The 20,921-nt window shown below is 36.8% G+C and carries 15 protein-coding genes and 2 rRNA genes; 4 read left to right on the top strand and 13 right to left on the bottom strand.

Features of this window, described 5'->3' with window-relative positions; translation table 11 throughout:
- Both A9G11_RS00645 and rrf read left to right on the top strand, forming a co-directional pair.
- Nucleotides 1-737 (top strand): 23S ribosomal RNA (locus A9G11_RS00645); the annotation flags it as partial.
- 132 nt (nucleotides 738-869) lie between these two features.
- Nucleotides 870-985 (top strand): 5S ribosomal RNA (rrf, locus tag A9G11_RS00650).
- A 527-nt stretch (nucleotides 986-1,512) separates the two neighbouring features.
- Here the strand turns inward: rrf and A9G11_RS00655 are convergent.
- From A9G11_RS00655 to A9G11_RS00710, 12 genes are all read right to left on the bottom strand, one after another.
- Nucleotides 1,513-1,869 (bottom strand): hypothetical protein, encoded by a 357-nt coding sequence (locus tag A9G11_RS00655; RefSeq protein WP_065617614.1) that lies wholly within the window; start codon nucleotides 1,867-1,869, stop codon nucleotides 1,513-1,515.
- A 189-nt stretch (nucleotides 1,870-2,058) separates the two neighbouring features.
- A complete protein-coding gene (locus A9G11_RS00660; protein WP_065617615.1) occupies nucleotides 2,059-2,853 on the bottom strand; it encodes an ABC transporter ATP-binding protein in 795 nt (264 codons plus the stop codon).
- Nucleotides 2,846-3,799 carry an ABC transporter permease gene (locus A9G11_RS00665; protein ID WP_065617616.1) on the bottom strand — a complete coding sequence of 318 codons (954 nt, stop codon included), beginning with the start codon at nucleotides 3,797-3,799 and terminating at the stop codon, nucleotides 2,846-2,848. The genes A9G11_RS00660 and A9G11_RS00665 overlap by 8 nt, the downstream gene beginning before the upstream one ends.
- Nucleotides 3,800-3,861: 62 nt before the next feature.
- Nucleotides 3,862-4,839 carry an ABC transporter substrate-binding protein gene (locus tag A9G11_RS00670; protein WP_065617617.1) on the bottom strand — a complete coding sequence of 326 codons (978 nt, stop codon included), beginning with the start codon at nucleotides 4,837-4,839 and terminating at the stop codon, nucleotides 3,862-3,864.
- Nucleotides 4,840-5,171: 332 nt separating this feature from the next.
- Nucleotides 5,172-6,131 (bottom strand): ABC transporter substrate-binding protein, encoded by a 960-nt coding sequence (locus A9G11_RS00675; protein WP_065617618.1) that lies wholly within the window; start codon nucleotides 6,129-6,131, stop codon nucleotides 5,172-5,174.
- A gap of 234 nt (nucleotides 6,132-6,365) precedes the next feature.
- A complete protein-coding gene (gene fdhE, locus A9G11_RS00680; protein WP_065617619.1) occupies nucleotides 6,366-7,271 on the bottom strand; it encodes a formate dehydrogenase accessory protein FdhE in 906 nt (301 codons plus the stop codon).
- Between the two features lie 112 nt (nucleotides 7,272-7,383).
- Nucleotides 7,384-8,088: a formate dehydrogenase subunit gamma gene (locus tag A9G11_RS00685; RefSeq protein WP_065617620.1), complete on the bottom strand. Its 705-nt coding sequence runs from the start codon at nucleotides 8,086-8,088 to the stop codon at nucleotides 7,384-7,386.
- Nucleotides 8,081-9,055 (bottom strand): formate dehydrogenase subunit beta, encoded by a 975-nt coding sequence (gene fdxH, locus A9G11_RS00690; protein ID WP_081298363.1) that lies wholly within the window; start codon nucleotides 9,053-9,055, stop codon nucleotides 8,081-8,083. Before fdxH ends, A9G11_RS00685 begins: the two co-directional genes overlap by 8 nt.
- 17 nt (nucleotides 9,056-9,072) lie before the next feature.
- Complete coding sequence (gene fdnG, locus A9G11_RS00695) at nucleotides 9,073-12,141, bottom strand: formate dehydrogenase-N subunit alpha (RefSeq protein ID WP_081298364.1); 3,069 nt, start codon at nucleotides 12,139-12,141, stop codon at nucleotides 9,073-9,075.
- A 319-nt stretch (nucleotides 12,142-12,460) separates the two neighbouring features.
- Nucleotides 12,461-14,890, bottom strand: a complete 2,430-nt coding sequence (gene plsB, locus A9G11_RS00700) for a glycerol-3-phosphate 1-O-acyltransferase PlsB (protein ID WP_065617621.1) — start codon at nucleotides 14,888-14,890, stop codon at nucleotides 12,461-12,463.
- A 348-nt stretch (nucleotides 14,891-15,238) separates the two neighbouring features.
- A complete protein-coding gene (gene aroD, locus A9G11_RS00705) occupies nucleotides 15,239-16,003 on the bottom strand; it encodes a type I 3-dehydroquinate dehydratase (RefSeq protein WP_065617622.1) in 765 nt (254 codons plus the stop codon).
- A gap of 170 nt (nucleotides 16,004-16,173) precedes the next feature.
- On the bottom strand, nucleotides 16,174-17,046 hold the full coding sequence (locus A9G11_RS00710) for a shikimate dehydrogenase (protein ID WP_065617623.1): 873 nt from the start codon (nucleotides 17,044-17,046) through the stop codon (nucleotides 16,174-16,176).
- A gap of 586 nt (nucleotides 17,047-17,632) precedes the next feature.
- Here A9G11_RS00710 and A9G11_RS00715 point away from each other — a divergent pair.
- Both A9G11_RS00715 and rsmB read left to right on the top strand, forming a co-directional pair.
- Complete coding sequence (locus tag A9G11_RS00715; RefSeq protein WP_065617624.1) at nucleotides 17,633-18,976, top strand: Na+/H+ antiporter family protein; 1,344 nt, start codon at nucleotides 17,633-17,635, stop codon at nucleotides 18,974-18,976.
- A gap of 35 nt (nucleotides 18,977-19,011) precedes the next feature.
- Nucleotides 19,012-20,301 carry a 16S rRNA (cytosine(967)-C(5))-methyltransferase RsmB gene (rsmB, locus tag A9G11_RS00720; RefSeq protein WP_065617625.1) on the top strand — a complete coding sequence of 430 codons (1,290 nt, stop codon included), beginning with the start codon at nucleotides 19,012-19,014 and terminating at the stop codon, nucleotides 20,299-20,301.
- A gap of 58 nt (nucleotides 20,302-20,359) precedes the next feature.
- Here rsmB and A9G11_RS00725 read toward each other — a convergent pair whose 3' ends face one another.
- On the bottom strand, nucleotides 20,360-20,899 hold the full coding sequence (locus tag A9G11_RS00725; RefSeq protein ID WP_065617626.1) for an NAD(P)H-dependent oxidoreductase: 540 nt from the start codon (nucleotides 20,897-20,899) through the stop codon (nucleotides 20,360-20,362).
- Nucleotides 20,900-20,921: the final 22 nt, after the last annotated feature.

The following is a 20,921-nucleotide window of genomic DNA, read 5'->3' on the forward strand; positions in this document are numbered from 1 at the left end:
CCTTGAAATACCACCCTTTAATGTTTGATGTTCTAACCTATACTTCTGAATCGAGGTAAGGGACACTGTCTGGTGGGTAGTTTGACTGGGGCGGTCTCCTCCCAAAGAGTAACGGAGGAGCACGAAGGTTAGCTAATCCTGGTCGGACATCAGGAGGTTAGTGCAATGGCAAAAGCTAGCTTGACTGCGAGAGTGACGGCTCGAGCAGGTACGAAAGTAGGTCATAGTGATCCGGTGGTTCTGAATGGAAGGGCCATCGCTCAACGGATAAAAGGTACTCCGGGGATAACAGGCTGATACCGCCCAAGAGTTCATATCGACGGCGGTGTTTGGCACCTCGATGTCGGCTCATCACATCCTGGGGCTGAAGTAGGTCCCAAGGGTACGGCTGTTCGCCGTTTAAAGTGGTACGCGAGCTGGGTTTAGAACGTCGTGAGACAGTTCGGTCCCTATCTGCCATGGGCGTAGGAAAATTGAGAGGGTTTGCTTCTAGTACGAGAGGACCGAAGTGAACGCACCGCTGGTGTACGGGTTGTGATGCCAATTGCATTGCCCGGTAGCTACGTGCGGGATAGATAAGTGCTGAAAGCATCTAAGCACGAAACTAGCCTTAAGATGAGTTTTCCCAGATGAGAATCTGTAAGGTCCGTTTGAGACTAAGACGTAGATAGGTCAGGTGTGTAAGTGTAGTGATACATTGAGCTAACTGATACTAATGAACCGAGAGTCTTAACCTTACAACTCGGAGTTGTTTTGGAGCGCGAAGTAGAGAAAGAAGCAGTTTGTTCCGGATTGGGTTGGTGTGTTGCAGATAGCGGTAAGAAAGCGAACGAACACATTAACGAAGAAAAGAGAGGATACAGAATATGTCTGGCGGTAATAGCGCGGTGGTCCCACCTGACCCCATGCCGAACTCAGAAGTGAAACGCCGTAGTGCCGATGGTAGTGTGGGTATTACCCATGTGAGAGTAGGGTGCCGCCAGACTAATAAATAAGCGAGAGCCCAGCAGAGATGCTGGGCTTTTTTGTATCTGGTGTTTTTTTGTATATAGCGTCTAGTAGGGTATAAATAAAGAACAAAGAAGTATAAATACTCGAAATCACTCCACTTATAAAAGTAAGTAGTTACAAGTTAAGCTTATATTGACTGAAATAATGCAAATAATGTTATTATTAACTAAGTGAATAATAAAACTACTCCTAAAAAAGACATTAACATAGTAAAAGATGAATAGATTAATCGCCTTTAATAAACCATTTAATGTTATCAGCCAATTTTCAATGCATGAAAAATACAAAGCTTAAATAAGACAAGTAACCCACCACCGACTTTTAAACTCTATCCTTCAAAAGGAGAAGGACTGTAATTAATAAAAAAGCAATTGGAATATTCACAAGGTTTGCTAAAGAGTAACAACTTAAAAAATATATTATTTTTAATAAAGTGAGATAAAAATAAGATCGTTAATATAGTGTTGTAAGCCCAGATTGTTAACTGGGCTTTTGGTTATTTTATTGTTGATTTGGTGTTTTATTTTCTGTATTGACTGGGGGAATTGTTGGAGCTGATGTAGGTGGTTGAGTTTTTTGTATTTCTTCTTTTACTGCCGGAAATTCGGTAATAGAGACATGTAAACTATATTGTTTACCTTTTTCATAAGGGAAGAGAGAGGTGATTTTTTTAATAGTCTCTTCTGGATTGTCACTATTAATAGTAATATCTAATAAATTATTTTGGTGATCTAGTTTGGCGTGATGAGTTTTAGCTGCTTCTGATGATGCATTTCCTGCTTGAGTGTGAGCTGGTTCAGCTGCAAATACAGTTGCACTCAATGTGATAAGAGCTAAAGATAATAATGTTTTCTTCATTTTATTTTCCTTAAAAAAGTTAAAGTATCGATAATTTTGTTTGATACAGAATAAGGCTATAGCCAATATTTATACTACACGATTTTTGTACAAAATGTGATAAAAAAAGGATTGTTAGAAGAAATTAATAGAAATAGATTGGGATAAACAAGCAATATTTCTGCTCAAAATATTGCTTATTATTTAACTTTAGCCTAAAAGTAACGCATCATCTGTTACTTTTTCGCCGCGTGTTTTTTCAAACATATCTAATAAATCAGTAACTGTTAATTTATCTCGTTGTTCACCAGATACATCAAGTACAACTTGACCCTGATGAAGCATAACCGTTCTATTACCATATTCTAAAGCTTGTTTCATTGAATGAGTCACCATCATTGTGGTTAAATGATGTTTAGAAACAATTTCATTAGTCAGCTCTAAAACAAATTGAGCGGTTTTAGGATCGAGAGCAGCGGTATGCTCATCAAGTAATAATATTTTAGACGGTTGTAGTGTTGACATTAATAGGCTAACGGCTTGTCTTTGTCCACCAGAAAGTAATCCCATCATATCTGATAATCGGTTCTCTAGTCCTAAATTCAAAGTCGCAAGTTTTTCTTTAAATATTGTTCTGATTTTGCGATTAAGTGCAGGACATAAAGTAAAACTGTGACCACGATTATAAGCAATAGCTAGATTTTCTTCTATAGTCAGATTTTCACAAGTACCTACCATAGGATCTTGAAATACTCTGGCTACCATTCCTGCGCGCTTCCATGCAGGCCAACGAGTCACGTCTTTTTCATTAATCATTACATGTCCAGAGTCAGCAAGCAAATCACCACTAATGACATTGAGTAACGAGCTTTTACCTGCCCCATTGCTACCAATAATTGTAACAAACTCTCCTTCACTAATATTGAGATCTAAACCTCTTAATACATGATTTTCAATCGGGGTACCTTGATTAAAGGTTAATTGTAATTGTCCAACTTTAATCATGTTTACTTCCTCTTTTCTTCGAGTATTTTTTCAGTTGCTTAGGTAGAACAAGTGCTAGTACGACTAATATTGCAGTAATAAGGTTGAGATCTTCAGTACCAACACCTATTTCTTGTAGAAATTCATTACTTAGCGCAAAAGCAATAAATAATCGATATAAAATTGAGCCGAAAATCACCGCAAGCATAATTGCCCATATCCGTTTAGTAGGGAATATACTTTCACCGAGTATGATTGAAGCAAGTCCGATTACTATGGTCCCAACACCAATTGTAATATCTGCTCCACCTTGAGTTTGTACAAATAGTGAACCACCTAATGCAATTAAACCATTAGAGATTGCCATGCCTAGAATGGTAATGCCTCCTGTTGGAATGCCTTGAGATTTGGCCATTCGCTGGTTTGTCCCGGTTGCTCTGAGGGCTAGTCCCATTTGAGTATTTAAAAATAAATTTAGTAAAAACCAAAAAACAATTACAAACCCTAATACCATAAGAGGTTGAACAAGATATTGGTTACTGTAATCTTCAGCTATAAATGGTGAAAAAATAGTTTTGGCGTCCAGTAAAGATAAATTAGGTGAACCTGCCATTCTTGGTGTTTCATTCATCAGATAAGGACCAATACCTAATATTCTTAGATTGATAGAATAGAGTCCTATCATTACGATAATACTGGAAAGTAATTGTAATATATTGAGTTTAACATACAACAACCCAGTAACTGCACCCGCTAAGCATCCCGCTAACATACCAAACAGTGTAGCAAGCCAAGGATCAATCCCAATATAAATACATAAACCACAGACAGCCCCACCCAGCGGAAAACTAGCATCGGCAGTTAAATCAGGAAAATCGAGCAAACGGAAGGAAATAAAAACGCCTAAACTAACCAACGCATAAATAAGTCCAATTCCTAGAGAGCCTAGTAAAAATTCAAACGACATGAATAAAATCCATTAAAAATAACCGCCAAAAATTGGCGGTTTAGTTATACAAAGAGAAGTAATTATTTATCGACAATTTTTGCTGCTGATTTTAACACATCATCAGATAATGTAACCCCTTGGCGTTCAGCAGCTTTTGTACTAATAGTTAACTGAGTAATGTTACCGACTTGTGGTGGAATATCACCTGGTTTTTCACCATTGAGTATACGGATAACGATTTTACCCGCTTGTCGGCCAAGATCATAATAACTCATACCTAAAGCTGCAATAGCACCTCGCTCAGCTGAATCGGGATCAGATGCAAGAAGAGGAATTTTACTTTCATTGGCAACTTTTGCTAAAGCTTCATAAGCTGAGACAACATTATTATCGGTAGTGGTATAGATTAAATCAACTTTACCATTTAAGCTTCGAGCCGCAGTCGAGATGTCAGAAGTACGTTGTGCTGGAGCTGCAATAATTTTCATTCCTCTTTTTTCAAGAGCGGTTTGTAATTCTTTGAGAACAATAGTTGAATTGACTTCACTCGGACTATAAACATAACCAATGTTCTTAGCATTAGATTTTAATTTTAACATCATATCAATTTGTGTTTCTAATGGTAACAGATCAGAAACGCCTGTAACATTCGTTTTTGATGCTTCCCAACTAGGTGTCAACTTAGCTACAACTGGATCTGTAACCGCAGTAAAAACGATTGGGATAGTTTTTGTTGTAGCCACTAAAGCTTGTGAACTAGGTGTTGCGATACCGACGATAACATCGGGTTTACTTGCAACAAACTGTTTTGCTATTTGCGCGGCATTGGCGCTACTTCCTTGCGCACTCTTAAATTGTAATTTCAAATTTTCACCGGCAATATAACCATTGTCTTTTAACTCATCTTCTACACCTTTACGCACATTATCTAAAGCTGGATGTTCAACAATTGCGGTAATGGCAACAAATTTCTGTTCAGCTTTTTGATCTGCTGATGATGAAAAAGCTATGACTGATAAACCCAGTAACATAGCTATTTTTATAATAGATTTACGCATATTGGTACCTCTGTAATAATTTTTTTACAACCAAGCTAAATATGCTTTTACTATAAAGCATATTTGTGTAATTTTCTAGAGTAAAAAATGACGAAGGTGTAAATTTTAAATTACATTTTAATGGTTATGTTAATTTAAATAGCTTTAAAATTATCTTTTCACCAACAGGGAATATTATCCATTATAGTTCACTGTAGAAAACTAACTAAATTATAGAAAATCAGGTATTATTCTATTTTAAAAAGGAATACTAAATGTATTCACTTTGCCCACACAATAGTGAGCAAAATGATATTAATTTAACCATTATCAATTCTAAAATAAAGTTAAGATTATTGACCGATAACTTTATATGCTGACTGGATAATTTCTGGAGATAATGTTACTCCTTGTTTTTTAGCTGCATCCACATTCAGAACTAAACGTAGTGTTTGCCCAATTTCAGGTTTAATGTCTCCGGGTTTTTCCCCTTTTAAAATACGTACCACTAACTTACCTGATTGACGACCTACATCGTAATAACTCATGCCATATGCCGCAACCGCTCCACGTTCAATCGCATCAGGAAAAGAGGCTAACAAAGGAATTTTGTTTTCATTAGCAAATTTTACTAATGATTCATAAGCAGATACTACATTATTATCAGTAGTGGTATAGATCAAATCAACCTTACCTTTCAAAGTATTTGCCGCAGTTGAAATATCAGCGGTACGTTGTGCCGGTACTGCGAAAAAAGCAATATTTTGTTCTGCCAGTAAAGTTTGCAGGCTTTTTAGTACTACCGTAGAGTTAATCTCATTAGGGCTGTAAATATAACCTACTGATTTCACATTTGGGACAATCTTTTTCATAAACTCAATTTGCGGTCCGGTTTCTTGCTGATCGGAAACGCCAGTAATATTGGTGCCAGACGGTTCCCAATTTTTAATTAATTTGGCGGCAATAGGATCGGTGATTCCTGCAAAAACTAAAGGGATCTGCTTGGTAGCCGCTGCAGTTGCTTGGGCGCTTGGTGTTGCAATAGCTACAATTACATCTGGTTTAGCTGCAACAAATTGCCTGGCAATTTGAGCTGCTGTTGCACTACTACCTTGCGCACTTTTATACTGCACATTTAAATCATCATTTAATCTATAACCATTCTCAATCAATTCATCTTTTACACCATCACGGATTTGATCTAAAGATGGATGCTCAACGATAGCGGTAATCGCAACATTCTTAGTCGTATCAGCTAAAGTAATAAATGGAAAAAGTAATAATATTGTTAGCAAAAAGCCATAACGTTTCATATAAACACACTCGCAAACTAGTACAATAGTTCCATTCTAACGTTATAAAATAAAAATGTTAAGTTGTATTTTTGTTTTATTGAAAATTATTTTAAAGTTAAGCTTCATTGGAAAAATTATAGATAGGTTAAAAAGTTGCAGAAATGGGATATGTTTGAGTTATTCGCTTTATCACTCAAATATAGGTAAAGACCTTTTACTTAAAGCATAATTTGATTTAACTGCTTTTCTTCTTTAGGCAAAAACAAAAGGATTAATGCCACTTTTAGCAAAACCTTCTTCTTCAGTTTTCATATCCAAAATAAGGGAGGCAATATCATCTGCAATCACTTCAATGTGAGGATCTTTATCTTGATCTAAGATTTTTAAGTAGCTACAACAAGCTTCACAACATTCTGTTTTAGTTGCAGAAAGTTCATTATCTAAAGAAAAATATTGAATATCTTTCATATTATCACAACTGGTACATTTTACGCGAGGAACATACCATTCACTTTCACATAAGCTACAATGTAAATAACGTAAACCAACATTGTTGCCTAATTGAATGACGCTTGCAACAGGCATACTACTACAAACCGGGCAATACCAATGTTTATTGGTATTTTCGGCGATAGCTTTACCTTTAATTTGGCTAGCAAGTTGGCTGTAATAAACGGATAGCGCAGACCAGATAAACACTGATTCATTACCTTCCACCAGTTCAAATTCACCTTTAAGTAAATATATGGCTTTATTTTGCAATTGTTCAACACTATTTTGTTGAAGCTGTTCAATAACCTGTTTGATTTGCAAAGTTGTAGTTGGAAATGTATCTAAAATAGTTGCTAAGTAATCTTGCCATGAATTTGTCAGAGGAAAATTATTGATACTTAACGGTGGTTGATCATTGTTTAATATATTGGTCAGATCTACAGTGATAGGCTTTTGTTTAACAATATTAGCTTGTTGTTCGGCAATAGTGGCACAGAAATTTAAGTAATCACTAAACGTACTCTCTTTTGCTAAAAATCGCAAACGTTCGGCTCTATGAATGTAAAGGGTTTTTGGTGAAGGATAAAATAATAAAGGAATTTGTCTAATAACTGAATTTACAGTTTGTTGTTCAAGTTGTTCTTGTGGAATGATTTTAATGCCCATAGTTAAATTCCTACTCGTTATTATTCTTTTTATCCTTAATCTTTCCATTTCAAAAATTAATTCCGCTGAGGTTTATCAACGGAATTAATTATTTTATACAGAAAGTTTTTTATTATGCTGGTTTGTGTTCTATTTCGGTTGATTTGGTTTTAGATTCCACAGTCGCATTCGCATTTGCATTGAGTTCGTTTTGATAAACTTTTTCCATCTCTTGCTCATACCATGACGAATGGTTTTTACGCGCCCATGCACGGGATACATAACCTGTTATCATGCCTTTAATTGAGCCTTTAACCCAAATAGCCATATAGGCATGCCCAATAACTAGCAAGATCAACCCAATTGCCGCTAAAGAGTGAAAAAATATTGCAATTCGAACAACTTGGACAGGAAAATAATCCGAAACATATCTACGCCACATGATCATACCAGAGAAGAACAGCACAGATATTAACCCCATAATGCACCAGAATAAAAACTTCTGTCCAACATTATACTTACCAATCGGAATACCTTCTTCTTTCCCCATAATCACTTTTTTAAAGTTTTTAAGCCATAAAATATCATTTTTATTAGGAATATTATGATGAGCGAGTTTCAAAAACATAAACATCAACATCACAAACACAATACAACCGAGAATCGGATGTAATACTCTAACTAATTGTGGTGTTCCCAATACTAACCCAAACAATTTCATGGACGGAAAGAATAAAGATAAGCCTGAAAGTGCAGTTAAAATAAACAGACATACCATACACCAATGGCAGAAGCGAACTATAAGAGGTGTTCTTAAAATCATCCCTTTCTTATTCATGACGATTCTCCTGTTGTGATGAACTTGAGGTATTTTTACGACCGAAAATCGGCAAACCTAACCGTTTTCGAGCCTGCTGATCAGCTTCTTGCTCATGCTCAATATCTTCATCATCTACTTCGATTGCGCCAACGCCCATATAATGGAAGAGTAAACCAGCAAATGTGGCGACAAACGCAGCTGCGGAAAGTGGCTTCCAAGCACCTTTCCAGAATTTAACTATTTCGCTAATATGCGGATCTTTTGGCAAACCATGATAAAGTTCAGGTTGATCAGCATGGTGGAGTACATACATAACATGAGTGCCTCCAACGCCTTGCGGATCATAAAGCCCTGCATGTTCAAAACCCCGTTTTTTCAAATCAACGATTCGATGCTCAGCATGACGAATCATATCTTGCTTAGTACCAAAATGAATTGCGCCAGTTGGACACGTTTTTACACAAGCAGGCTCTTGACCAACAGCGACACGATCGACACATAAAGTACATTTATAAGAGTGATTATCTTCTTTACTTACTCGAGGAATATTAAATGGACAACCGGCAATACAGTAACCGCAACCGATACAATGCTCTGACTGGAAATCCACAATACCATTAGCATATTGAATAATTGCGCCTTCGGAAGGGCATGCTTTCAAGCAACCGGGATCGGCACAGTGCATACAACCATCTTTACGAATAAGCCATTCAAATTTACCATTAACCTCAACTTCGGAATATCGCATCACTGTCCATGCTTTAGGCTCTAAATCAGCCGGATTATCATAAACACCGACAGTATGACCGATTTCGGCACGAAGATCGTTCCACTCGCTACAAGCCACCTGACATGCTTTACAACCGATACACGTGGTAACATCAATTAGCTTTGCTACTTCTTGCTGATAATCTCTTGCTCGTGGCGCTGGCGTTAACGAATTTGTTGCAGAGCGACGGATAATATCTTGTGTTTGTAATGACATAATTTAACCTCCTTTTCCTATGCCGCCACGGTAACTTTTTCGATATTAACTAAGAATGATTTATATTCTGGTGTTTGTGAATTAGCATCACCAAGATGAGGCGTCAATTCATTTACCAAAAATCCTTTCTTAGTCTGACCTGTGAATCCCCATACAATTGGGATCCCAATGGTTTCGATCTCTTTACCATCAACGGTTAAGGTTGGAAGGCGTTTTGTTACCACTGCCTTTGCCTTGATATAACCTCTATTAGAGGTTACTTTCACAGTATCTCCTAATTTAATGCCTTTTTTCTTAGCCAGATTTTCACTTAATTCAATAAATTGTTCTGGCTGAGTTATTGAAGCGAGTCTTGCATGCTGGGTCCAGAAATGGAAATGTTCGGTAATACTATAAGTTGTGCCAACATAAGGGAATTCATTGGCATTACCTAATCGCGCTAAATCTTCTTTAAAGGCTCTAGCAACAGGACTATTAACTTGACTTGGATGTAGTGGATTATTTGAAATAGGTGTTTCAAACGGTTCATAATGTTCAGGGAAAGGGCCATCGACTAAACGATTTAAACAAAATAATCCGCCTAAACCATCATTATTCATAATAAATGCACCCGCTCCAGAGCTTGGTGATAATGTTGCCGTGAAATCAGCAACATCATTTCCTTCCCAATTTGTACCATTCCATTTGATTAAGACACGTTTAGGATCCCATGGATTTCCATTTTCATCAGCCGAAGCACGATTATAAAGTACGCGTCGATTCATAGGCCAAGCCCAAGCCCAACCACTATGAACACCTTTACCAGAAGGATCGCTCGGATCACGTCTTGCCATTTGATTGCCTTGTTCAGTCCATGAACCACAGAAGATCCAAATGCCTGATGAAGTTGTGCCATCCGCTTTAAGTTGTGAAAAGCCGCTAAGTTGCTGACCTTTTTTGAGGATGATATTACCGTTTGCATCAGTAAGATCGGCTAGTGCTTTACCATTATAATCTCTTGCTAGCTCTTCAGCCGCTGGCCCCTCAGGATCTTGATAATCCCAAACTAAATTATTTATCGGATCATGATAAGCGCCACCTTCTTCCGCGTATAACTCTTTAATTCTTAGAAAGATACGCGCAATAATTTCTGGATCGTATAATGTTTCATAAGGTGGTCTGGCGGCGGCCCAATGCCATTGTAACCAACGTGAAGAATTCACTATCGTGCCATTCTCTTCAGCAAAACAGTTGGCTGGCAGTCTAAAAACTTCGGTTTGGATCTTACTTGGATCGACATCGTTTGATTCGCCATGATTTTTCCAAAATTCAGCAGTTTCAGTTGGTAAAGGATCGATATTCACTAAGAATTTTAAATTGGATAATCCTTCACGAATACTATTTTTATCAGGAAGCGCTGCCAGAGGATTAAATCCTTGGCAAATAAAGCCGTTGGCTTGACCATCTCGCATCATTTTACTAAAACGTAATATGTCATAGGTTTTATCCCATTTAGGCAGCCAATCAAAACCCCAATCATTATCTTTGGTTGATTTATCACCAAACATAGACTTCATAAAGCTGACAAAGAATTTTGGATAATTTCCCCAAAAATTAACTTCGCTAGGACCAAGTGGCTTAGGTGTTTTTTCTGCTAAATACTGTTCCAGTGAAACTTGCGAGTCTTTCGGCAAGTCAAGATAGGCTGGCAGACGGTTTGATAATAAACCTACATCGGTTAAACCTTGAATATTTGAATGTCCACGCAGCGCATTAATTCCGCCACCCATTACACCAATATTACCTAAAATAAGTTGGATCATTGCTGCGGTACGGATAATTTGAGTACCATAAGTGTGTTGAGTCCAACCTAAGGCATATAAAAAAGTCGCTGCACGATCATTGGTTTTAGTACTTGCTAGTGAACGACAGACATGTAAAAAACTCTCGACAGGACTGCCGGTAACCTTATTTACCATTTCTGGTGTATAGCGACTCACGTGTTGTTTAAGTAAATTCCAAACGCAACGAGGATGATTGAGCGTCTTATCTCTAAGAGCATAACCTTTATCATCAGTTTGATATGCCCAGCTAGTCTGATCATATTGGCGATTATTAGCATCATAACCACTAAATAGTCCACTATTAACATCAAAATTAAAGTCATCACGCACAATCAAACTTGCATTACTGTGTGTCACTAAATATTCAAAATTAACTTCATTATGAGTAATGAGGTAATTGATAATACCGAGAAGAAATGCAATATCAGATCCAGAACGAATTGGCACATAATGGTCAGCAACCGATGCAGTACGATGAAAACGTGGATCAATAGCTATCAACTCAGCGCCATTACTGATTTTTGCCTCGATTGCCCATTTAAAGCCAACCGGGTGAGCTTCGGCAGCATTTCCGCCCATGACAATAACCACATTAGCATTTTTAATATCATTCCAGTTATTGGTCATGGCGCCACGTCCAAACGTTGCTGCTAAACTTGATACCGAAGGACCATGACAAACCCTTGCTTGGGTTTCAAGGCTCAACATACCAAGCGAACGAGCCACTTTAAATGCTAACCAGCCGGTTTCGTTACTAGCCGCAGAGGTGACTAGCCATCCGGTTGTTGTCCAACGATTAACCGTAGTGCCTTTTTCATTTTTCTCAATAAAATTCTTATCACGATCAGCTTTCATTAAACGAGCAATTCGATCAATAGCTTCATCCCAACTAATTCGTTGCCATTTATCCGATCCTGGCGCGCGATATTCTGGATATTTTACGCGATTTTCGCATTTAATATAATCAAGCACGCCTGCACCTTTAGGGCAAAGCGAACCACGGCTTACCGGATGATCAGGATCACCTTCGACATGGAAAATAGATGACTCTGCATTTTTTGCACCGTCTCCACGACTATAAAGAAGCATACCGCATCCAACAGAACAATAGGTACAGTTATTACGCGTCTCTTTTGATTTTATTAATTTAAATTGGCGAGTTTGGGCAAGCGCCACATTTGGGGCTAAACCCAGTGTGGCTACAGTTGTACCAGCCATGCCACCAGCACAGATCTTAAAGAACTGTCTACGGTTAAGCAGCATATGCACTCCTTAGAAAGCTGACATTACATTATGTGAATTATTATGTTGGAATATTTACACATTCCTATTGTGGTTAATAATAATCGTTTATTAAATGGAAATAAAGGAAAAAACAAGAGTGAATAGATAAAGTTTGACATAAGTCAAAAAAATAAAGCGGCATCATTATTTTATTTCTTTACAAATTTTTGTAAGTAAAGTAGCAAATATTTTATACCCAAATGACATTTTAACCTATTTGGGTATTTCATATATATCTATGAAAAAAATATGCTTGCCTATGTTGAATAGACAAGCAAAATAAGGAAGCTTAAATAAACTATGGTTTTATAAGAGGGTTAAACTCATCAATTGTTTGCATAATTCGAGTAGTAATAAGCGGTTTAAGGATTTCATTCATTTTTTCAATTTTTTGAATATTCGCCCCATCTTTATCATCCAGATAACCTTGTTCACGTAATGAGGCAACCAGTATGGAAAAGACACCTTTATCGAAAAATTCAGGCGCATTAATGCCGTGTAAAACAGACAAACGTTCAGCGATTAACCGACCTTCTTTTTCAAGGGTAGCCCGGCTGATTGTTGGGTCTTTTTGCAATAAAGAAAAAGCAATCACATAACGCTGTAGTGTATCTTTTGAAGACGATGCAATTAATTGTAAGCCTGACATTTTCAAGTAATTTAATACTAATTTATCAGATGAATTATTGATTAAATTAAGTTCTGTATAGGTTAACAAAATTTGATGTACATACTCGGTAAGTTGTTCTTCATTATGATAAAGAAATAATTCCGATTTAATTAAAGGGAACAGTAGCTTAACCTGTTCAATGACTTCATCAGTGGAGATACGATTATGTTTAAGTAAAATTCTTGCCACAATCGCCGGCGTAATAAGTAAATGTTGAATATTATTACGGTAATAAGTCATCAAAACAGCTTGTTCCGTGGTTAAACCAACAATTTCACCGACTTCATCAGTAGTAATCACAAATTTTCCCATTTCTTTGGCATGTTCAAAGAGTTCTTCAGCGGTTTGATCGGGTATAGTTATCAAATCTGAATAAGGAATATTTTTTAACAATCTTAAAAGATAATTAATATGCTCAATCAGTCTAACTTTAGTTAGTGCGCGCTGATCTGCGGCAAGTAAAATTGAGCAACATAAGTTCATCGCATTAATGGCAGCGGAAGCATTGATGCGCTCCATGATCTGTGTTGCTAATAGATTTGTTGTCGGCGTTAACCAGTTAGGGCGCTGCGTACCTGTAGGATCAATAGCGTCACGCCAATCCGGAATATGATTATTTAAAAATTGATTTAATGGGATTGGCTGTCCAAAATTAACATAACCAAAACCTAATTTTTTCAATTTAAAAAAGGCCTTAATTGTTCGCCACAAACTCTCTTTCTCTTTTTTGGCGCCGCGTAGTTCATTGGCATAAGTAGCGACTTCTAAAACATGTTCATAACCAATATAGACCGGTACAACGGTAATAGGGCGAGCATCACCTCGCAATAGGGTCTGAATAGTCATCATCAACATACCTGTTTTAGGATCTAATAATCGACCAGTACGTGAACGACCACCTTCAATAAAATACTCTACTGCATAGCCACGGATAAATAACTCAGCTAAATACTCACGAAAAACAGCAGTATAAAGTTTGTTACCTTTAAATGAACGACGAATAAAGAATGCCCCAAGATGTCTAAAAATAGGGCCCGCAGGCCAAAAGTTTAAGTTGATTCCAGCGGCAATATGTGGCGGGACTAACCCTTGACGATAAAGAACATAAGATAATAGCAAATAATCCATATGGCTACGATGACAAGGCGCATAGACAATTTCATGTCCATTTTGTGCCAGTTCACGCACGGGATCTGCGTTAGTCACTTTTAGACCTTGATATAATCGATGCCAAGCCCAAGTTAACACAAAATCAGTAATTCTCAGCATTCGATAAGAAAAACAAGCTGCGATTTCGTTTAACATGGATAATGCATTTTTCTTCGCTTTTTCAAGACTAATATTTTTGCTTTTTGCTTCTTCTTGTATCGCTTCTGCAAGTCCAGGATTATTTAATAACTTATTGAGCATTGCCTGACGGACAGGGAGTTTTGGTCCAACTGACGCGATTCGTTGTTTAGCGAAATGAATACGGGCAACACGTGCTAATTTGTGAGCTAAAAAAGAGAGATCTTGTTTATCATCAACTTTAATTTCTTTAAAGGAAACCGTTCGCGAAAAATGTGTATAGCAATCACGACCTGACACAATTATTTTATATAACTTATAAGTTGCGCCTAACACCTGTAGTGCTGGTTTTTTTTTGCCTTCCTTATCTGGACTTCGACCAAACATTACCGAAACTGGTAATAATTGAATATCAAGATCATGATCTTGTTGATGAGCTGAAATATAATCTCTTAAAATTTCTATTGCTTTATTTTGTTGACGCTTTGAGGCAAAAATACCTGGACCTTTATCAATATAGATAAAGCCCGGCACTAATTTACCATTAATGTTGATACCTTCTAACGGATCGGGGAGATCGTAACGCAAACAGAGCGAACGAACGACCATTAAATCTATATTAGAATTATAAGGCAATACATATAAAATTGGCCGATTAGTATCAAGATCTAATTCTGCTATCGGATCAGTTGGAATAGGTTTACTTTTAACAAAGAGTTTAACCGGGATTTGAATAATTGCGAAATAAGCTTTCACCCACCAAGAGAACATACAAATAAACCTTATACTTTTACGTTAATTATCTACTTAAATAATACTAAGTTATTAACCCATTAATCAAATCAAAACTGAGCGTTATAAATGATAAAACTCAATGATTCACTATTTAATTAGAAAATAGTCTTATTAAGTATATACTCGTTATTGTTTAACTGTTAGTAAATTTCCTTCATTTTTACAAGACATCTTTTAATTGTTAATCAACTTCTTATAACGTGAGTTAACTGATGTTAAAAACATATCTTAACCTTTTGCCAATAGCTAATTTTTCAGCTCAAAAGTACTTTGAGGTAATTAACCTAGCAAATTTAAACAATTTATGGAGAAATCACCCTTAAATTAAGCGTTGCTTCGATACATCACATCTAAGATATAACGTAACGCGTTAACATCTAATTGCCCTGGCGCAGAAGCATTTTTTGCTGCACCAAAAGTCATTGATGATCCAAATGTGGTTCCTGCAACTCGACTAATTGCTCCTAGCCCTGCCATAGACATGGTAATAATTGGTCTTGTTGCGTATTTTTCATTCATTTCAGTCGTTGCAGAAAGCAGCGTTAACACATCATCTGTTGTTTGTGGCATAACCGCAATTTTGGGAATATCCGCACCTAAATCTTGCATTTTTCGTAATCGATAAATAATGTCACTTTTCGAAGGCGTTTTTTGGAAATCATGGTTTGATGCAACCACAAACACTTGGTGTTGGTGGGCGACATTTATAATATCAATGACATGTTCATCACCGATAAAAACCTCAACATCAATTAGATCCACTAAACCACTTTTAGCCATTTCTTTATTCAATTCAATATAGGATTTTAGCGGCCATGGTTTAACCCCGCCTTCGTTTGCGGTTCGGAAGGTAAATAAAATTGGTTTATTCGGTAATAATTGAGTGATTTTTTTAGCAACCTCTTTAACAGCGTCAATATCATCAACTAAGTTAAAGTGATCGACGCGCCACTCTAAAACATCAAAATCAATAGCTTGTAAAAAAGTAATCTCATCAAATAGCTCAGCTTCGGTTTTTCCCACCACTGGGACAATAATTTTGGGCGCGCCAGACCCGATTTTGAGATCTTTTATAGTAACCGTTTTCATCGTATATCCTGTTATTAAAAACTCATATTAATCAATGGTAAATTCATTTTTCAAAAGGGGGAAGCAAGTTCCAATTGGCCTAAAAATTTAATCTTGCATCCGCTTTAATATGGTAATTATGATTGACGTTAAGGTAAAACATTGGTTATTAAAGATAAACGTATTTACCATTAATTATTAAATCCCATTTGTTCTTTTACATATTCAATTGGCGAATCTTCTCCCGTCCAAATTTTGATTTGTGCTGCACCTTGCCATAACATCATACCAATACCATTTAATATTTTACATCCTTGTTGTTCAGCTATCTCCAGTAATTTGGTTTTACGGGGACTATAAATGCAATCTGTTACGACTAGATCTGCTCTTAATAAAGTAGGATCGGTAATCAAGCTTTGTCCTTCCATTGGTTTCATACCAACACCGGTCGCGTTAGTAAGAACAGTACTACTAGCTAGTTCCTTACTTAGTTGATCTTTGTCAGCGAGATCATGAACGTGTACCTTACAATTGGTTTTTTCATTCAACTTTTTGGCGACAGCTTCTATTTTAGGATAGCACTCATCTTTCTGATTAAATATGGCTATTTCTTTCACACCGTCTAATGCGGCTTGCACCACAATAGCTGTTGCTGCACCACCCGCACCTAAAAGGGTTATTTTTTTATTAATAACATCAACACCAGCTTCTTTTAACATACGCATATAACCAATACCGTCAGTATTATAACCAGTTAATACACCATTATCGTTAGAAATAGTATTACATGCCCCACTCATTTCCACCGCAGGTGTCAATTTATCAAGATATTGGCAAACAAGTTGTTTATTTGGCATTGATACGGCAGAACCACGTAACCCCAATGCCCGAATACCTTTTACAGCATCAGGTAATTTTTGTTGATCAACTTCAAATGCTAAATAAACATAAGGCACATTTAATTTAGAATAGATAGTATTTTGCATTTGTGGCGATAGGCTATGACGAATCGGATAAGCGATTAAACCAATAAGTAAAAAGTGACCATCAATTTTATTTCTCATTAAAAATTCTCCATTAGTAATCTTGCGCTGAGCAGGGCTTTATTTAAGTAAGATCCTTTTTAAGGTATTATCATTATGCTCATATACATTCACTTGTTATTTTACTTTGTTTAATGGATGATTTCGATAATAGTCATCCCTGATAATTGTCCATAAGTAACTTTTAGTAAAACAGTTCATCGTATCACCATGAGTTAGCGATAACCATGAATCAACGTTAAATAGCTTGTTTTTTTATTATCTCGCTATTACTTCTCAAAAGAAGCAGTCATTTTTAACTTAAAAATTAATATTAAAAAAACATAAATTTTCTGTAATTTAAACTCTCTCAAATTGCTATAGATCAATGTATAACTATCAAAATAAGGTTCCCAATATAAACCAATTCATTGCTTAAAATATAGATTTATTAACAAATTAGCAAGTTAACGATAGAGCTATTTGAAAATAACAAATTTGATTTTTGTTCTATCAAATAAATCATGATTTTTCCTGTTATTTGAATATGAGTACCTTGTATAAATTGCACTTTCACTGTGCATAACCTAAAATAGATAGTTTTGAACGGTCTACCTAGAGTTTATTTATGGATTTTATCCTTGGGATTTTCTCATCGATTAATGCGGTTGTAATTGCGGTAATTAGTATGTTAGTACTTTCACTTTGCCGTGTTCATGTGGTTATTAGTCTGATTATTGGTGCATTTATTGGTGGGTTATTTAGCCATCTGACTTTAAACGAAACGATCAATGCTTTTAATACGGGAATTAGCAATGGTGCAAATATTGCGCTTTCCTACGCCATGCTTGGTGCCTTTGCGGTTGCCATTTCAAAATCCGGTTTGCCGGAGTTATTAGCTGATAGGGCAGTAAAGCAACTCACATCCAGTGGTGCTAAAAAACGCATCAAATGGGCATTAATTATAATTATTGCACTAGTCAGTATTTCTTCACAAAATGTGATTCCGATTCATATTGCGTTTATTCCACTTTTAATTCCACCACTTTTATACGTCATGTCACGATTACAGCTTGATCGGCGCATGATTGCTTGCATTATGACCTTTGGTTTAATCACACCATATATGTTTTTACCTGTAGGCTTTGGGAATATCTTTTTAAATCAGATATTATTAAAAAACATCATTTCATCTGGCATGGATGTCAGTCATGTTAATGTGATGCATGCAATGGCCATTCCCGCTTTAGGGATGTTTATGGGGTTACTGTGGGCTATTTTTGTAAGTTACCGCAAACCACGACAATATCAAGTTATTCATGAAACCATGAGTTCACAAGCTACAACCAATGTTAGTGTTCGTTCTCTTGTGGTTTCATTAGTCGCCATTATCTTATCATTCAGTATTCAACTTTATACTGGCTCTATGATTCTTGGCGCTTTAATTGGTTTTATCTGCTTTATTGTTTCAGGATCAATTAAATGGGGTGAGGCTGACGGGGTATTTACTGACGGTATAAAAATGATGGCAATGATAGGCTTTGTAATGATTTCCGCGCAAGGATTTGCCGAAGTGTTAAAACAGACTCATGAAATAGAGCCTTTAGTTAACAACAGTGCTACTTTATTTGCAGGTAATAAGGTTGTGGCATCATTTATGATGATGCTAGTTGGACTGGTCATAACACTCGGTATTGGATCATCATTTTCAACCGTTCCCATTATTGCTGCAATCTATGTACCACTGTGTGTGCAGCTCGGTTTCTCACCAGTTGCAACCGTGTGTTTAATTGGTGCGTCAGGGGCAATTGGTGATGCGGGTTCACCACCGTCAGATACTATCTTAGCAACCTCAGCAGGATTAAACAGTGATGGGCAGCATGATCATATTCGCGATAGTGTTATTCCGACGTTTACCCATTTTAATATTCCACTGTTTATTGCTGGTTGGCTCGGGTCATTAATTTTATAATCAATCAAAATAGCTAAATTAAGGCATGACCTTTTATGAATGATAAATCTCAGCAAAATATCCGAGCTGTCTGCGCGCAAGCTATTTTTAATGTGCTTGAACAAGGACACTCATTGAGTGCTAGTTTAACCGAGTTGAATGACAAGATACCCAATAAAGATCGCGCTTTAGTGCAAGAGATCTGCTTTGGTGTGATGCGCGTATTACCTGAACTGAATTTTTACGTTCATACCTTGATGAGTAAAGTTCTGACCGGAAAAAATCGCGTTTTACACTACTTACTATTAGTTGGCATTTATCAGATCCTTTATACTCGCATCCCAGAACACGCCGCGGTCGGTGAAACGGTTAGTGCTGTGCAGTCACTGAAAAAAGTACAACTCAAAGGATTAGTTAATGCGATTCTTCGTGAATTTTTGCGTCAACAAACCTCGTTACAGCAAAAATTTAGACAAGATAGCAAACAACATGTAACCCAAACCTTGCACCCAAGTTGGTTGTTAAATCGACTTAAACAAGCTTACCCACAGCAGTGGCAAGTTATTGTGCATGCCAATAATCAAAAACCACCAATGTGGTTACGGGTTAATCAAACGCATTATTCAACACAAGAGTATCAACAGTTGCTTAATCAGCAACAAATTGAAACTAAAAGTTATCCAGAGGTACCTGGTGCGCTCCAGTTACTCACACCGGTCAACGTTAATCAATTACCCTATTTTGCTGACGGAGCGGTGACCGTGCAAGATCTCTCTGCTCAATATGCTGCCTACTTATTAGCACCACAAGACAGCGAGCAGATTTTAGATTTATGTGCCGCGCCGGGTGGTAAAACCACGCATATATTGGAAGTTGCCCCTAAAGCTAACGTGTTAGCCGTTGATATTGATGCAAGTCGCGTTAAACGTATCTATCAAAATTTGGCACGTTTAAAACAACAAGCAGAAGTTAAAGTCGGAGATGGACTGACGCCTGAAAAGTGGTGTGCGGGGCAAGAGTTTGACCGAATTTTGCTTGATGCACCCTGTTCGGCAACCGGCGTTATCCGCCGTCATCCCGATATAAAATGGTTGCGTAGAGATAGCGATATCGCGCAATTAACTGAGCTACAATATGCTATTCTAAGCAAAATTTGGCACTATTTAAAAGTCGGTGGCACATTAGTTTATGCAACTTGTTCAATTTTACCCGATGAAAATAAATTACAAATTGAACGTTTTTTACAAGCGCATAATGATGCTAAGCTACAAGGTGAATTAAAACAATTATTACCAGCACCAGAAGGGGGGGATGGCTTCTTTTATGCAGTATTAAATAAATACTAAGAGATAAATAGTATGTGATGATCGCAAAGAAAATCTAAATCATCACATTTGATTATAATCAGCTATGTTGTTTAATGATTTCTTGTAATCGTTGGCTTTGTTTTAACGCTAACGCTTTTATTTTATCGTGGCTACTTTCAATCACTGGTGACACGCCATATATAAAAATCGGTGAAAGATATTGCATTTGCGTATAGATGGTTGAGATTTTGACTGGTTGTAAAAAATCATCGATTAAATTATGCCCATCTTGTTGATAAACTTCTTCATTGGCTCCAATGGTCAAACTCGGTAACAGTTTTTTATTTTTTAATTTATCGCCGTTAGAGCCATAGGCAAATTGGTAAGTTAATACTTCATCGAACCATATTTTTAGAATAGCTGGCATATTAAACCAATACATAGGATATTGTAAAACAATCAGATTATGCCTTAAAAGTGCAGCTTGTTCTTCTTGGACATTGATTTGATAGTCTGGATAAAGTTGATGAATATTGCGTATTTCAATATCCGGCATATTGGTTTGTACATTCTCAATAATTGTTTTGTTAGCCACAGATTGTTCAATGTTTGGATGACCTAAAATAATTAATGCCATAATGATTCCCTTTCCCTTTTTT

Source organism: Gilliamella sp. wkB108 (assembly GCF_001690195.1).
Classification (GTDB): Bacteria; Pseudomonadota; Gammaproteobacteria; order Enterobacterales; family Orbaceae; genus Gilliamella; species Gilliamella apicola_L.